The sequence below is a fragment of the Streptomyces sp. NPDC101776 genome, assembly GCF_044766845.1.
Lineage (GTDB): Bacteria > Actinomycetota > Actinomycetes > Streptomycetales > Streptomycetaceae > Streptomyces.
The window spans coordinates 1,215,485-1,228,983 of sequence record NZ_JBIWMV010000002.1; the positions used below are offsets into that span (position 1 = coordinate 1,215,485).

Here is a 13,499-nt window from a genome sequence, read left to right on the forward strand (position 1 = left end):
GGGTCGGCGGATGGGCCTGTATCCGGAGATCGAACCGTACGACCACGGCATGCTCGATGTCGGTGACGGCAACCGCGTCTACTGGGAGACCTGCGGGAATCCGCAGGGCAAGCCCGCGGTCGTGCTGCACGGTGGTCCGGGGTCGGGCTGTTCGCCGTATCCCCGGCGCTACTTCGACCCCGCCGCCTATCGGATCGTGCTGCTGGACCAGCGCGGGTGCGGGCGTTCCACGCCGCACGCGAGCGTGTACGACACCGACATGAGCGTGAACACGACGGCTCACCTCGTCGCCGATCTGGAGCTGCTGCGACGGCACTTGGGGATCGAGCGGTGGCTGGTGTGGGGCGCGTCGTGGGGGTCGGTGCTCGGGCTGCGGTACGCGCAGACGCATCCGGGGGTGGTGTCTGAGCTGGTGCTGACCTGCGTCGCCACCGGGTTCGATCCCGAAGTGGCCTTGCTGACCAGGGGACTTGGGAAGCTCTTCCCGGAGGCCTTCGAGGCGTTCGTCGCCGAACTCCCCGCCGGGGAACGGGACGGGAACCTCGCCGCCGCCTACAACCGGCTCATCGAGTCGCCCGACCGGGCGGTGCGGGAGCGGGCCGCCCGCGCCTGGACGGACTGGGAGACGGCGATCGTCCCGGCCCCGCCGCGCTCCGAAGCGCGGTACGAGGACCCGGAGTTCCGCATGTGCTTCGCCCGGACCGTCACGCACTACTGGGGCAACGACCACTTCCTCGGAGAGGGGAACGACGAGGGTGTCGTGCTCCGGGACGCGCATCTGCTCAAGGACATCCCCGGCACCCTCGTCCAGGGCACCCTCGACCTGGGCAACCTCCTCGGCATCACCTGGCGGCTCCAACACGCTTGGCCCGGCAGCGAGTTGGTGACCGTGGACGAGGCCGGCCACAACGCGGGCGCGCCGGGTGTCGCGCAGGCGCTGGTGGCGGCTACGGACAAGTACGCGCGCCGCTAGCCCAGTTGGCCGCCCGCCGTCAGGACCCCGATTGGTCAGCCGACGCGCGCCGCCGCCACCGGTCGAGCGGTCACGTCGTAAGTCCCGCCGCTCTTCGACGAGTTGACGCTCCACCGGTACCGCGAGAACTCGCCCATGGCGTCGGAGGCGTAGAACATCATGTGGCCGATGCCGACGCCCTGGAGGTTCTCGCCGGTGAAGGAAGCGGCTGGTGGTGGTGGAGTCCTGGCTCACCGCCGGGTACGTGGTCGCCGGGTCGGCGTCGGTCGCCAGGCGCACCCACGCCGAGACCGTGAACGGGAGTGTCGTGTCCAGGACGGAATCCGTGGTGGCGTACGCCCCGGACGTCCCGTCGAGGCCCAGTTCGCCGCCCGCGCGCAGTGCCGTCCAGGTCGAGCCGGAGCCGGGGACGACGGGGTGCTCGCGGCCGGAACGGTCGGCGCCCGAGCCGTCCGACGGCCAGTGACCCACCAACCCGCTCGTCAGATATCCGGCCGCCAACAGCCGCTGATATCAAACGAGTTGCTCGGCCCGCACCAGATGCGACGCGCCGACCGGCGTGAACGGAGTGTCCAGCGCCACGGCCGTCCTCTCCTCCCTCCGCTTACGGCCGCGCGTCGTCCCCGAACAGATGCCGCACCGTGGAACGGTAGTTGGCCTGTACGTGGCTGAGGGCGTGGGCACGGGCGCGGTCCGGGTCGCCGGACGCGATCGCCTCGTACAACTCCCGGTGTTCGGTGAGGAGTTGCGGCCACTCCGTGTTCTGCCGGGTGAGCCAGCGGAGTCGGCCGTCGACCGGTTCCATGACCGAGATCAGCAGGCTGTTGCCGGCCAGGGCCAGGATGCGGTCATGGAAGCGGGTGTTGACGTCGGTGATCGCCTCGGCGTCGTCGGACCTGGTGGCCTCCGCCGCACTGTCGAGCAACTCCCGTAGTTCGGCGAGAGCTTGAGGGGTCGCGCGGGACGCGGCGAGCCCCGCCGCGTACACCTCCAGCGCCTCACGCAGCTCGAACAGTTCCTTGACGTCGGTCGGGGTCAGCCGCCGTACGACCGTGCGGCGCGCCGACTCGAACAGCACGAAGCCCTCCGCGACCAGGGCGCGGATCGCCTCCCGGACCGGCACCCGCGAGACCCCGAAGCGCTCGGCCAGCTCGCGCTCCACCAGCCGGTCTCCGGGGCGGAGGCGACCGGCGATGATGTCCTGCCGCAGGGTGGCCAGGACGCGCTCGCGCACCGCTCCGAGGGGTTCGATCTTCGCTGTCGTGGAGCTCATGGGGCCATCTTCGCCGACTCCGGGGGTGTTTTACGGAGCGTTAACAGCGGTGACATCGGTCGGAACGGTTGACGGGAGGACCATGACGGCAGTTTGGTATACCAAACGACACCGGAAGCCGTCCCGTCCACTCCTGTTCCCCCCCACCCCCCCACCCCTCCCACCCCCCCCCACGCCCTCCGCGCTCTTCCGTCCCCTCGCCCTGGAGGCCCCCGTGTCACTCGCCGACCGTGCCGAAGTCACCGGCACACCAGCGTTCGTCCCCGACCCACGGCTCACCAACGAAGACCTCGCCCCCGCCGACAAGCGCAACTGGAAGGTCTTCGACCTCTTCGCCATGTGGATGTCGGACGTCCACAACCTCGGCAACTACACGTTCGCCGCAGGCCTGTTGGTGCTCGGCATGAACGTCTGGCAGGTCTTCACCTCGCTGCTCGTCGGCTTCGTGCTCATCTACGTCGGCATGAACTGGATGGGGAAGATCGGGCAGGCGCACGGCGTCCCGTTCCCGGTCGTCAGCCGCATCAGCTTCGGCGTCTGGGGCGCCAACATCCCGGCCCTCATCCGGGCCGTGATCGCCATCATGTGGTACGGCATCCAGACCTACCTCGCCTCCGTCGCCGTCAACGTGATGCTGCTGGCCGCGTGGCCGGGCCTGGAGTCCTGGACTCACCACTCCTTCCTGGGACTTGACGCCCTCGGCTGGGTCTCCTTCGTGTCGCTGTGGCTGATCCAGGCGGTGATCATCAGTCAGGGCATGGAATCGGTACGGAAGTTCCAGGACTTCTGCGGCCCGGCGATCTGGCTGGTGATGATCGCGCTGGCCATCTGGGTGCTGTCCAAGGCGGGTTGGAGCATCTCGCTCACCTCCACCCCGCACCCGGTCTCGTTCGGCGAGCAGTGGCGGCAGTGGTTCGGCGCGATCGGCCTGATCCTCGCGACGTACGGCACGCTGATGCTCAACTTCTGCGACTTCTCCCGCTTCGCACCGGACGAACGCACCGTCCGCCGCGGCAACTTCTGGGGCCTGCCCATCAACTCCACGGCGTTCGTGGTCGTTTCGGTGATCGTCACGGCCGGTTCGCTGGAGGTCTGGGGCCAAGCCATCACGGACCCGGCCGAGTTGGTGGCCAAGGTCGGCAACACCTGGGTGATGGTGCTGGGCGCGCTGACGTTCGCCGTCGCCACCATGGGCGTCAACATCGTCGCCAACTTCGTCTCACCGGCGTACGACCTGGCCAACGTCTGGCCGCAGAAGATCAGCTTCAGGATCGGCGGCATGATCAGCACGGTGGCCGCGCTGGTGGTGACCCCCTGGAACCTCTTCTCCAACCCGACCGTCGTCAACTACTTCCTCGGCGGCCTGGGCGCCTTCCTGGGCCCGCTGTTCGGCGTGATCATGGTCGACTACTACTGGGTCAAGCGCGGCCGGGTCGACGTACAGGAGCTGTTCGACGCGACCCCCGGCTCCCGCTACTACTACAGGAAGGGCGTCAACCCCAAGGCGCTGTGGGCGTTCCTGCCCTCGGCGGCGGTCGCGGCCGTACTCGCCCTCGTGAAGACGTTCAGCGACGTCGCCCCGTACTCGTGGTTCATCGGTACGGCCCTGGGCGCCGGCCTGTACCTGCTGATCTGCCGCACCGACCGAGCCGCCGCCGAGCCCGCCCCCGAGCCGGTGGAGGTCTGAGCGGAGTGCGCATCGTCGTCACCAACTGCAACACCACGCAGGAGATGACCGAGGAGATCGTACGAGGTGCCCGGGCCGCAGCAGGCCCGGGCACCACCGTGACCGGACTGACCCCCGCGTGGGGCCCCGAGTCCGCGGAGGGCTGGCTCGACAGCTACCTCTCGGCCGCGGCCGTCATGGACCTCCTGCGGACCTACGACGGCCCGCCCTACGACGCCGTTGTCATGGCCGGCTTCGGGGAGCACGGACGGGAAGGCGTCCGGGAGTTGGTGGACGTGCCGGTCGTCGACATCACCGAGGCCGCCGCCCATCTGGCCTGTCTCCTGGGCCGACGGTACGGCGTCGTCACCACGCTCGAACGGTCCTGCGGCCAGATCGAGGACAGCCTGGAGCTGGCGGGGGTCGGCCGGAACTGCGCGGCGGTGGTGGGAACCGGGCTGAGCGTCCTCGACCTCGCCGGTGACGAGGACCGTACGCGGGCGGCATTCCTCACGGCGGCGGAACGGGCGTGCGCGGCCGGCGCCGAGGTGCTGGTGCTGGGCTGCGCCGGGATGACGGGCTTGCAGCGGGCGGTGGGGGAGAAGCTGGGGTTGCCGGTGGTGGACGGGGTCGGGGCGGCGGTGAAGCTGGCGGAATCGCTGGTGGGCCTGGGACTGACGACGAGCAGGGCGGGGAGTTACGCGAGCCCGGTGCCCAAGAAACGGGCCTGGGGTGGTGGTCTTTAGGGGCGCGGGGTGGCCGGGGGCGCGAGGGCAACGCCCTTAAAGGGAGGGGCGCGGGGAACTGCGCGACACGCCACGACGGCGCCGCACCCGCCAATGGACAGAACCTGCCACCCCCTACCGCGCCGCGCCCACTCCACAGGGGTGATCTTGCCGCGACGCACCAGCCCACACGCCGAGTCGGACACCCGCACCCCACACACTCCCGAAAGGACAAGCCACCCCCGGCAAGAACGGAGCCCCCTTGCCCAGACCGGTATCACGCGCCCTCCTCGCCACCCTCCTCACAGGACTCTGCTGCGCCGGGGCAACGCACGACGAACCCGAACCGCTCTGGACCGCCCCCGACACCCCGGCCGCCCAACAGGCCGCCACCTGGCGCGAATCCGGCCGAACAACAGACGCCGCCCTGATGGACCGCATCGCCACCAGACCCGAGGCCGAGTGGCTCAACGGCCCCCACCCCGGCCCACTCGTCCGCGCCCGCACCACCACCGCCACCCGCGCAGGTCAGATCGCCGTACTCGTGGCGTACTACATCCCGAACCGCGACTGCGGCCAGTACTCCCTCGGCGGCGCCCCCACATCGGCCGCCTACCGCGCCTGGATCGACGAGTTCGCGACCGCGCTCGGCGACCGGGCCGCCTATGTGATCGTCGAACCGGACGCGGTCGCCCAGGTGGTCGCCGGCTGCACCCGGGTGATCGCGCGGGAGCGCTACGCCCTGCTCGCCCACGCCGTCGACCGTCTCAAACGCCAGCCGCACGCGCACGTCTACCTCGACGCGGGCAACTCCGGTTGGATCCCGGAGGCCTGGCGACTGGTCGACGCGCTCAAGGCGTCCGGGGTCGCCCGTGCCGACGGCGTCGCGCTGAACGTCGCCAACTACCAGACGGACAAGGCGAGTTCGACGTACGGCGACCAACTCTCCAAGGACCTCGCCGGCAAGCACTACGTGATCGACACCAGCCGCAACGGCAACGGCCCCTACGCAGGCACCGACGGATGGTGCAATCCACCCGGCCGCGCCCTGGGCACCCCGCCGACGACCCGCACGGACAACGCCCTCCTCGACGCCTACCTCTGGATCAAACGCCCCGGCGAGTCCGACGGCACCTGCCGGGGCGGCCCGGCGGCGGGCCGATGGTGGCCGTCGTACGCCCTGGAACTGGCCCGCAACGCCCGCCCCTGACCTACGACTTGGGCCGCCACACGTACCGCACGTCCGGCTCCCGCTCCTCGTTGCCGCCGCCGTCCGTGAACTCGACGGCGACGAAGCCGTGCCGCTCGTAGAACCGGTGGGCGGGCTTGTTGACCTGGAACGTCCACAGGTGCAGCCCCCGCGGACTCCGCTCCTTCGCGAGCCCGACGAACCGGTCCCCGAGGCCGCGCCCGCGCCAGTCGGGGTCGAGGTACAACTGGGACAGCTCGTCATCGTTGACGACCATCAGCCCCACGATCCCGCCGCCGTCCCCCGCATCGGCCACCCAGACGTCGCGCAGCGGCACGACGACGTCCCGGAAGTAGTCGCGCACATCGTCGGCGGACCGAGGACTGACGACGGTCGGCAACGCGGCGGCGAACGAACGCAGCCATACGTCGGCGGCGGCCCGCGCGTCGGAGCCGGTCGCCCGACGCAGCGTGACAACGCTCTCGGGACCGGGATTCACGACTGCACCATCTCTTCCGGCATGGACGGCGGGTCCGGTACGGGGTCCGGTACTTGGACCGGTACGACGGCAGTCGCCGTGATCTCCACGAGCTGCCCGGTGTACCCGAGGCAGGCCACGCCGACGAGTGTGGACGAGTGCGGCCCGACGCTGAGCCCGGACGCCTCGACCACCTCCCATACGGCGGACAACACCGAGGGTTCGCTGCTGACGACGTACACGTCAGTTGCCACGACATGCCCCAAGTCGCTGCCGACCGCCCGCAGTTGCTCACCCAGATTCGCGAGCACCTGCCCGGCCTGCCGCACCGCGTCCCCCACGCCGACCACCTTGCCGTCGGCGTCGAGCGGGACGGCCCCGGCGAGAAAGGCGAGCTTCGTACCGGCTTCGACGACGGTGGCGTGGGAGTAGGTGGGTGGCGGGAAGAGGGAGGGGGCGATGACGCGTTCGAGCACGGGGTCTCCGAGGGGTCGGCCCATCGATTGCCGGCGGTTGGCGGTAGGCGATCGGCAGTTGGCGCAATACGGGCGTCAGCCGACCACGTGGACGACGGCCGCCGCATCCGAATTTCCGCTCGGCCGAGTCGCCGCCCGGGCAGGTCATTCCGGAGGCGGACCGCCCTCCCGCCCGGACAACTGGCGTTCGCACTCCCGTGCAAGATGCGGATACGCCTCGGCGATCGCGGCGTGGACCCGCCGCCGGAGCGACTCCTCGGCAGCGGCCCACCCGGCACCCCCGAACAACCCGTCCAACAACGCGTCGTAACGTGCCAGTTGGTGCCGTAGACAGTCGACCTCCCACCGGTCGAGCCCGCCGGGATCGGCACTCCCGACCGTGCCGGGCGCACCGTCCCGCCGATCGCGGTACTCGACCGCCAGCGCCGCCAACTCGCGCGGAGCCAGGTGCGGTACGTCGATCGGCTCGGCCGCGATCCGCGCCAGCACCTCCCGCAGCCTGCGCCGAGCGACGACCCGCGCCGCCGCGGACCGCCGCACGGCAGCCGCCGTCACCGCCCGGAACTCCGCACTCCGCTCAGCGGCCTCGACCCGCTCGACGCAGTACAGCCGAATCCGCGGAGCCGCCCGAGTATACGGATTGACCCGGAACAGATCGGGTTCACCGAGCAGTCGACGCACCATCCCGGCGGTCCATCCCCGTGCCTGCAACCCGGCGACCGACAGATGCGTACGAGCGCCGCGCGAGCCACGGCCGCGCTCCAACCCCTCCGGCTGCCCTTGCCCCTGCGGTTGCCCCTGCCCACTCTCATTCGTCCCGTGCGCTGCCATCGACCGCTCCCCCGTGGTGACTCTCAGTGACCACTCCAGTGAAGCGCACACCACTGACAATCGGCCCGGGGCCCCTGTCGCGCTCAGTTGCCGCAGGCCGAATAACCTTTGGGGAAAAGGAAGTTCCCGCTGCTACGGTCACTCGCGTGGCGAAACTCAATCAGATCATCGCAGTGGAGAAGGGCGTCAAGTCCAAGGCCCACCAGGACCTGACGGCGGCTCATCACGGGCTGCAGAAGCCCGCGTTGCTGGCCGGTATCTCGCGGACGTATCAGCCCAAGGACGAGGAGGGCGAGCAGTTGCCGCCCGAGTCGACGCGGGTGCAGGTGCAGGCCGAGGACGTGTTGCGGGAGACCGCGGCCACCCTGTCACGGCTGTTCGACGTGACCGCCACGAAGGACTGGGCCAACTGTGCGGCGCGGGCGGACGTGACCGTCGACGGGCGGGTGCTCGTCGCCGATGTCCCCGTGTCCTATCTGCTGTTCCTGGAAAAGCAGTTGGTCGATCTCACCACGTTCGTACGGAAGCTGCCGCTGCTCGACGCCTCCGAGTCCTGGGTGCGGGACCCGTCGACCGACGCGTGGAAGACGGAACCCGTGCGCACGCTGCGGACCAAGAAGGTGCCGCGCAACCATGTGAAGGCGGAGGCGACCGACAAGCACCCCGCTCAGGTCGAGGTGTACTACGAGGACATTCCCGTCGGCTACTGGACGACCGTGAAGTTCTCCGGAGCCCTTCCCGCCCGCCGCGTCAATGAACTCCTCGACCGCGTCGAGAAGTTGCAGCAGGCCGTGAAATTCGCCCGCGAGGAGGCGAACGGCTCCGACGTCGTCGACCAGCGGGTCGGTGACGCCGTGTTCGGCTACCTCTTCGGGTAGCCTTCCAGACTCCCCGGTCCTTTGTGGCCGGGGTGCGCGAGGAGCGCAAAGCTGAAACTGAAGCTTGTCGTGAAGGCACGGACGGGACACTGAATCCCGCCCGTGATCAATCTCAGACTCTCGCTCCAGACTCAGCATTCGCCACCGATCGCCGGATCGACCGGGCCCAGGCCCCGGACGTCGAAATGCCGGTTCAAGTCCGGTCCGCGCAGCTCGATGCGTGGTGGTCCAAAGGCAGGACGCGACGACATCATGACTGACCTGGGTCCTCAAGCGTGCCGGCGTGCCGCATGGGTGGCATCACAGGATCCGGGGGCAGGCTACGCCCCCGGATCCGCTCCCTTTCCGGGTCCGTTCCCAGACTCCGCCCCACCCTCTTCCCCGGCCTTCCCCGCGTTGCGTTCATAAAGAAAGCGCCCCTACGGCCAACCTTCACACCCCCGAAATACGCTCCGTCCGTTCCGCACCCCCGCCCCAACTACCGTGGACACCACAGCCTCGCCCCGGCCACCGTCGCCCGAAGGCACACCCCGCCCTCGTCAAGACAGGAGCCCTGTGTCCCGTCGTACCGTCGCGTTCTCGCTTCCGCCCTGGCTCGCCCACACGCTCCGTGCCCAACGTGGGCCGGTTCCCTGGAGCGCGGTCACGCGGGGGGCGCTGGCCGCCGGGCCCCTTCTTCTCGTCGCCGTGGTCGTCGGGCGTACGTCCCTCGGGGTGCTGGCCGCGCTCGGGGCGATGCTCGCCGGGATCAACGACCGGCCCGGCAGTCGGCGGGCGTCGGTCAAGCGGCTCGGTGGGCCCGCACTCGCGGGGGCGGGTGGGCTGCTCGTCGGGACCTATGCCGGGGAGCATGTCGGCGCTCTCGCGCTGACGCTGCTCCTCACCGGGATCGGGCTGGTCGCCGGGAGTTTCAGTGCGATCGGGCCCGTCGCGTCCGGTGCCGGTACCCAACTGCTCGTCGCCTCCGCCATCGGCGCCGGGATGCCCCTGCCCGAGCCTGGATGGGAGAGGGCCCTGGCCTTTCTCGCCGGCGCCGCCTGGCTGGTCCTGCTGCGACTGGCGCTGCCCACGCCCGGTGCCATCGCCGGTGACTACCGGTTCGACGGCGAGCGGGACGCCGTAGCCGCCGTGTACGACGCGATCGCCGCGCTGCTCGACGCCAGTGGTGGGCCGGAGGCGACGGGGCGGCGCGCCGCGCTCACCGCCGCGCTCGATCACGCGCAGGACGCGCTCGCCGGGCCGCGGCTGCGGCGGTACGCCAGTTCCGCGGCCGAGCGGCGGCTGCACGGGCAGTACGCCGCCGCGCTGCCGCTGGCCGAGGCCGCGACCGCGATCGCGTGGGGTGGGGAGGCGGTGTCCGGCCGGGCGGGCGAAGGGCCTCGGCGGCTCGCCGCCGCCGTGCGGGACAACGCGCACACCGGGCCCTTGCCCGCGCCCAACCGTTCCGCCCCCGCACTCCGTGCCCTCGACGACGCCCTCCTGCACGCCGCCGACGCCTTCGACCAGACGGAGGGCAGTGATCTGCATGCGCGCAGGGGGACGGTAACCGCCTTGTTCCGTAAGGCGTTCGGGGCCGGGGGGCGTGAGTACGGCCTCCGGGTCGCCCTCTGCTTCGGGGCCAGTGTCGCCGCCGCACAGGCGCTGCACCAGGCTCGCTGGTACGGGCAGCACGAGCACTGGTACTGGCTTCCCGCCACCGCCGTCTTCCTCGTCAAGCCCGACCTCGGACCGCTCGCCTCGCGGGCGCTGAGCCGGGCGGCGGGGACCGTGCTGGGGGCTCTTGTCTTCGCCGGGTTCGCCGCCGTGCTGCCCCGGCCGGAGGGGCTCGTCGCGCTCGTGGCGCTCAGCGGGGCGCTCATTCCCGTCGCCACCCGGCACTTCGCCGCGCAGACCGCCGTCGTCACCGTCCTCGTGCTCTCCCTCGTGATGGTCGGCGGCGAACCGCAGGCCTCCGCGAGCCGGATCGGCGAGACACTGCTGGCCTGCGCGATCGTGCTGGTCGTCGGGCATCTGCCGATGCCGGGGAAGAGTGGTGGGGGAGTGCGGGCGCGGCTCGTGGCCGCCGGCGATGCCGCGCACGCCTATCTCGTGCATGTGCTCAGCGAGTCCGACGACCGTGCCGAGCGCTGGACCCTGCGCCGCGAGGCCTACCGCAAACTCGCCGAGGCCCGTGGCGCCATCGCCGTCTCGGCCGCCGAACTCCCCGCCCTCGCCCGGCACACGGAGGGCACGGACGAGGTCGCGGCCGTCCTCGAACGGCTCGTCGACACGACCACCGCCTGCGCCGTCCATCTCGACGACACGGGACGGCTCACGCCTCACCACATCGAGCAACTCACCCAGCTGCTGGAGGAGTTCGAGCGGGGGCGGGGTCGGGTCGGGCTGCGCGCCATCGAACTGCCCATCGCCGTATAGCCGCCATCGACACAGCGACAGGCGAACTGCCCTTAGCCGTACAGCCATTGCCGAACTGCCGCTCGCCGTACAGCCATTTGAGCCGACGCCGACGCCGACGTGGTCACTCCACCCGCACCCACACCGGTGCGTGGTCCGAGCCCGGTGCCTCCCGCCGTTCCGCCGGATCCGGTCCCACCGACGGGAGTTGGGGCGCACCCGCACCCGGTAGTCCCGTCCCCGCCGCCGTCACCCGGTGGACCAGGTGATGGCTGAGCAGGAGGTGGTCGATCAGCTCGTGGCGCCCGGAGTTGATCCGGGAGTAGCGCTGGTCGGCGGGGATCAGCGGGGCCACGTCCCAGAGGCGGACCGCGTCGCCCTGGTCCGGCCGGTCGTAGCCGGGCGTGCCGAGCTCCGAACCGGGCGGGCCGAGCAGGATCTGGGTGGTCGCGGCCTGCACCTCGTCGTTCAGGTCGCCGAGCACCGCCACGTCCCGGGTACGGCCCTCACCGGCCAGCAGGTCGTCGGCCAGCGCGCGCAGGGTCGCCGCCTCGGCGGCCCGGCGGTAGAGGGCGTAGGCGCCGTAGCGGGCCCGTTCACCTTCGTCATGGGGGAAGAAACGGTTGCCCGGGTAGGTCAGCAGCTTCGACTTCAGATGGGCGACCGCCACCGTCAGCGGCCCGGTCGCCGTCGTGACCTCCACCGCCAGGAAACCCCGGCCGGCGCCCGGTTCCTCGGCACCCGAGTCGTCGGACTGCACCGGGCGGAGGTGAGCGGGGAAGGTGTTCGTGTCGGCGACGACCCGCGGCTGGGTACGGCTGAGGAAGCCGACCCGGATGCCCCGGACGTCCGGATGCGCGGAGGTGGCGGTGTGCCACTCGCCGTCCAGCAACCCGGCCAGGTCGTCGAGCGCGGCCGGGTCCCCGACCTCCTGGACGCCGAGCAGCACCGGGTCCAACTCCGTGATCACGGCGGCGAGGGAGGCGAGCTTCGTCTCGTAGGCGGCCTTGTCCTTGGGGCCGGACGGGCCGCCGGGGCGGTACAGGTTCTCCAGATTCCAGGTGCCGAGGAGCATGCGGGCCCCTTCCAGAAGCCTTGGTCCAGAAGCCTCGGTGATGAGGCAAGAGCCTTGCTGATGAGGCAAGCGTGCTGGTCCGGGGCGGCTCGCGACAGCGCCACGCCGGGATGCGCGGTTCGGCTCACGCGAGGCGAGGACGACGCCGTACGTTGGGAGAGTGAGTGACTCTCCCGCAGATCTGCTGATCACCGGCTGCGCCGTCCTCGTCCACGACGACCACGAAGGGATCGGCTTCGAGTCGGACGCGGCGATCGTCGTACGGGACGGGCTCGTCGAGTCGGTGACGAGCGCGGCGGACGTGGCGGGCCTCGCCGCCGTCGAACGCCTCGACGCGCGCGGGCAGATCGCCCTGCCGGGGCTGATCAACTGCCACACCCACGCGCCGATGGTCGCGCTGCGCGGGCTCGCCGAGGATCTGCCCACGGAGGAGTGGTTCAACGACGTCGTCTGGCCCGTCGAGTCCAACCTCACCGAAAAGTATGTGGAGTTGGGGGCGCGGCTCGCCTGCGCCGAGATGATCCGCGCCGGGGTCACCTGCTTCGCCGACCACTACTTCTCCATGGACACGGTGGCCGCCGTCGTCACCGAGTGCGGGATCCGTGCCCATCTCGGCGAGGCGTACTTCTCCTCCCAGGGTCCTCAAGGCCGGGAGAAATCAGTGGAGTTCGCGCTACGGCACCGGGGTGCGGCCGACGGTCGCATCACCACCGCGCTCGCCCCGCACGCCCCCTACACCGTGACCGACGCCGACCTCGCCGCGACCGCCGAACTCGCCCTGGAACACCGCCTTCCCGTCCACCTCCACGCCGCCGAGAACCGCGACCAGACCGACACCAGCCTCGCCCGCCACGGCGTCACCCCGATCCAAGTCCTCGACCGCACCGGCCTGTTGGCCACCGACCTGCTCATCGCCCACGGCACCGGCATCATCGACCGCGACCTGCCCGTCCTGGAGCGCGCGAGCGGCCGTGTCGCGGTCGCCACCGCACCCCGGGGGTACCTCAAGTTCGGCTGGCCCGACACCACTCCGATCCGCGCGCTGCGAGCCATCGGCATCCCGGTCGGGCTCGCCACGGACGGTGCCGCCTCCAACAACTCCCTCGACGTGTGGGAGTCGATGGCGCTCACGTCCCTGGTGCAGAAGTCGACCGAGGGCGACCCGCGCTGGCTGACATCCCGTCAGGCGCTGCACCACGCCACCCTCCAGAGCGCCCGGGCGGTCGGACTCGGCGACTCGATCGGAACCCTCGCACCGGGGCGGCGGGCCGACATCATCCTCGTCGACCTCACCGGGCCGCACACCCAGCCCGTCCACGACCTCGCCGCCACCCTCGTGCACAGCGCCCGTTCCGCCGACGTCCGCACCACGATCGTCGACGGCCGCGTCCTGATGCGCGACCGCGAGCTGCTCACCCTCGATGTACCCGCCGTCGTACGGGAGTTGGGGGAGCGGCTGCCCGCACTCGTCGACCGGAGCCATGGCCGCCGCATCCAGGAGTACGACACCTGAGCCGCGCCCGAGTCCCCTCTAGGCTGGT

General features: G+C 70.8%; 14 protein-coding genes. 8 read left to right on the forward strand and 6 right to left on the reverse strand.

What is annotated here, in order from left to right; translation table 11 throughout:
• Nucleotides 1–10 precede the first annotated feature (10 nt).
• A complete protein-coding gene (pip, locus tag ACIRRY_RS11220) occupies nucleotides 11–973 on the forward strand; it encodes a prolyl aminopeptidase (RefSeq protein WP_403970675.1) in 963 nt (320 codons plus the stop codon).
• A 35-nt stretch (nucleotides 974–1,008) separates the two neighbouring features.
• On the opposite strand, the gene ACIRRY_RS11225 is transcribed toward pip, so the two are convergent.
• Complete coding sequence (locus ACIRRY_RS11225) at nucleotides 1,009–1,134, reverse strand: hypothetical protein (RefSeq protein WP_403970678.1); 126 nt, start codon at nucleotides 1,132–1,134, stop codon at nucleotides 1,009–1,011.
• 50 nt (nucleotides 1,135–1,184) lie between these two features.
• On the opposite strand from ACIRRY_RS11225, the gene ACIRRY_RS11230 reads away from it, so the two are divergent.
• On the forward strand, nucleotides 1,185–1,439 hold the full coding sequence (locus ACIRRY_RS11230; RefSeq protein ID WP_403970680.1) for a hypothetical protein: 255 nt from the start codon (nucleotides 1,185–1,187) through the stop codon (nucleotides 1,437–1,439).
• A gap of 138 nt (nucleotides 1,440–1,577) precedes the next feature.
• Here ACIRRY_RS11230 and ACIRRY_RS11235 read toward each other — a convergent pair whose 3' ends face one another.
• Nucleotides 1,578–2,246 (reverse strand): GntR family transcriptional regulator, encoded by a 669-nt coding sequence (locus ACIRRY_RS11235; RefSeq protein ID WP_403970683.1) that lies wholly within the window; start codon nucleotides 2,244–2,246, stop codon nucleotides 1,578–1,580.
• Between the two features lie 214 nt (nucleotides 2,247–2,460).
• On the opposite strand from ACIRRY_RS11235, the gene ACIRRY_RS11240 reads away from it, so the two are divergent.
• From ACIRRY_RS11240 to ACIRRY_RS11250, 3 genes are all read left to right on the forward strand, one after another.
• Nucleotides 2,461–3,933, forward strand: a complete 1,473-nt coding sequence (locus ACIRRY_RS11240; RefSeq protein WP_403970685.1) for an NCS1 family nucleobase:cation symporter-1 — start codon at nucleotides 2,461–2,463, stop codon at nucleotides 3,931–3,933.
• 5 nt (nucleotides 3,934–3,938) lie between these two features.
• Complete coding sequence (locus tag ACIRRY_RS11245) at nucleotides 3,939–4,658, forward strand: aspartate/glutamate racemase family protein (RefSeq protein ID WP_403970688.1); 720 nt, start codon at nucleotides 3,939–3,941, stop codon at nucleotides 4,656–4,658.
• 241 nt (nucleotides 4,659–4,899) lie between these two features.
• Complete coding sequence (locus ACIRRY_RS11250) at nucleotides 4,900–5,847, forward strand: glycoside hydrolase family 6 protein (RefSeq protein ID WP_403970691.1); 948 nt, start codon at nucleotides 4,900–4,902, stop codon at nucleotides 5,845–5,847.
• Between the two features lies 1 nt (nucleotide 5,848).
• Here the strand turns inward: ACIRRY_RS11250 and ACIRRY_RS11255 are convergent, their stop codons facing one another.
• The 3 genes from ACIRRY_RS11255 to ACIRRY_RS11265 form a co-directional block, all read right to left on the reverse strand.
• On the reverse strand, nucleotides 5,849–6,325 hold the full coding sequence (locus tag ACIRRY_RS11255) for a GNAT family N-acetyltransferase (protein ID WP_403970694.1): 477 nt from the start codon (nucleotides 6,323–6,325) through the stop codon (nucleotides 5,849–5,851).
• Entirely contained in the window at nucleotides 6,322–6,804 is a 483-nt protein-coding gene (locus ACIRRY_RS11260) for a RidA family protein (protein ID WP_403970697.1), read from the reverse strand. Before ACIRRY_RS11260 ends, ACIRRY_RS11255 begins: the two co-directional genes overlap by 4 nt.
• A gap of 120 nt (nucleotides 6,805–6,924) precedes the next feature.
• Entirely contained in the window at nucleotides 6,925–7,464 is a 540-nt protein-coding gene (locus ACIRRY_RS11265) for a hypothetical protein (protein ID WP_403970700.1), read from the reverse strand.
• 293 nt (nucleotides 7,465–7,757) lie between these two features.
• Here ACIRRY_RS11265 and ACIRRY_RS11270 point away from each other — a divergent pair, with 293 nt between their 5' ends.
• Complete coding sequence (locus ACIRRY_RS11270) at nucleotides 7,758–8,489, forward strand: hypothetical protein (RefSeq protein ID WP_403970703.1); 732 nt, start codon at nucleotides 7,758–7,760, stop codon at nucleotides 8,487–8,489.
• Between the two features lie 555 nt (nucleotides 8,490–9,044).
• A complete protein-coding gene (locus ACIRRY_RS11275; RefSeq protein WP_403970706.1) occupies nucleotides 9,045–10,904 on the forward strand; it encodes an FUSC family protein in 1,860 nt (619 codons plus the stop codon).
• Nucleotides 10,905–11,007: 103 nt separating this feature from the next.
• Here ACIRRY_RS11275 and ACIRRY_RS11280 read toward each other — a convergent pair whose 3' ends face one another.
• The gene (locus tag ACIRRY_RS11280; protein ID WP_403970709.1) at nucleotides 11,008–11,958 is read right to left on the reverse strand and encodes an endonuclease/exonuclease/phosphatase family protein; all 951 of its coding nucleotides are present in this window, start codon (nucleotides 11,956–11,958) and stop codon (nucleotides 11,008–11,010) included.
• A 160-nt stretch (nucleotides 11,959–12,118) separates the two neighbouring features.
• On the opposite strand from ACIRRY_RS11280, the gene ACIRRY_RS11285 reads away from it, so the two are divergent.
• Nucleotides 12,119–13,471, forward strand: a complete 1,353-nt coding sequence (locus ACIRRY_RS11285) for an amidohydrolase (RefSeq protein ID WP_403970712.1) — start codon at nucleotides 12,119–12,121, stop codon at nucleotides 13,469–13,471.
• Nucleotides 13,472–13,499: the final 28 nt, after the last annotated feature.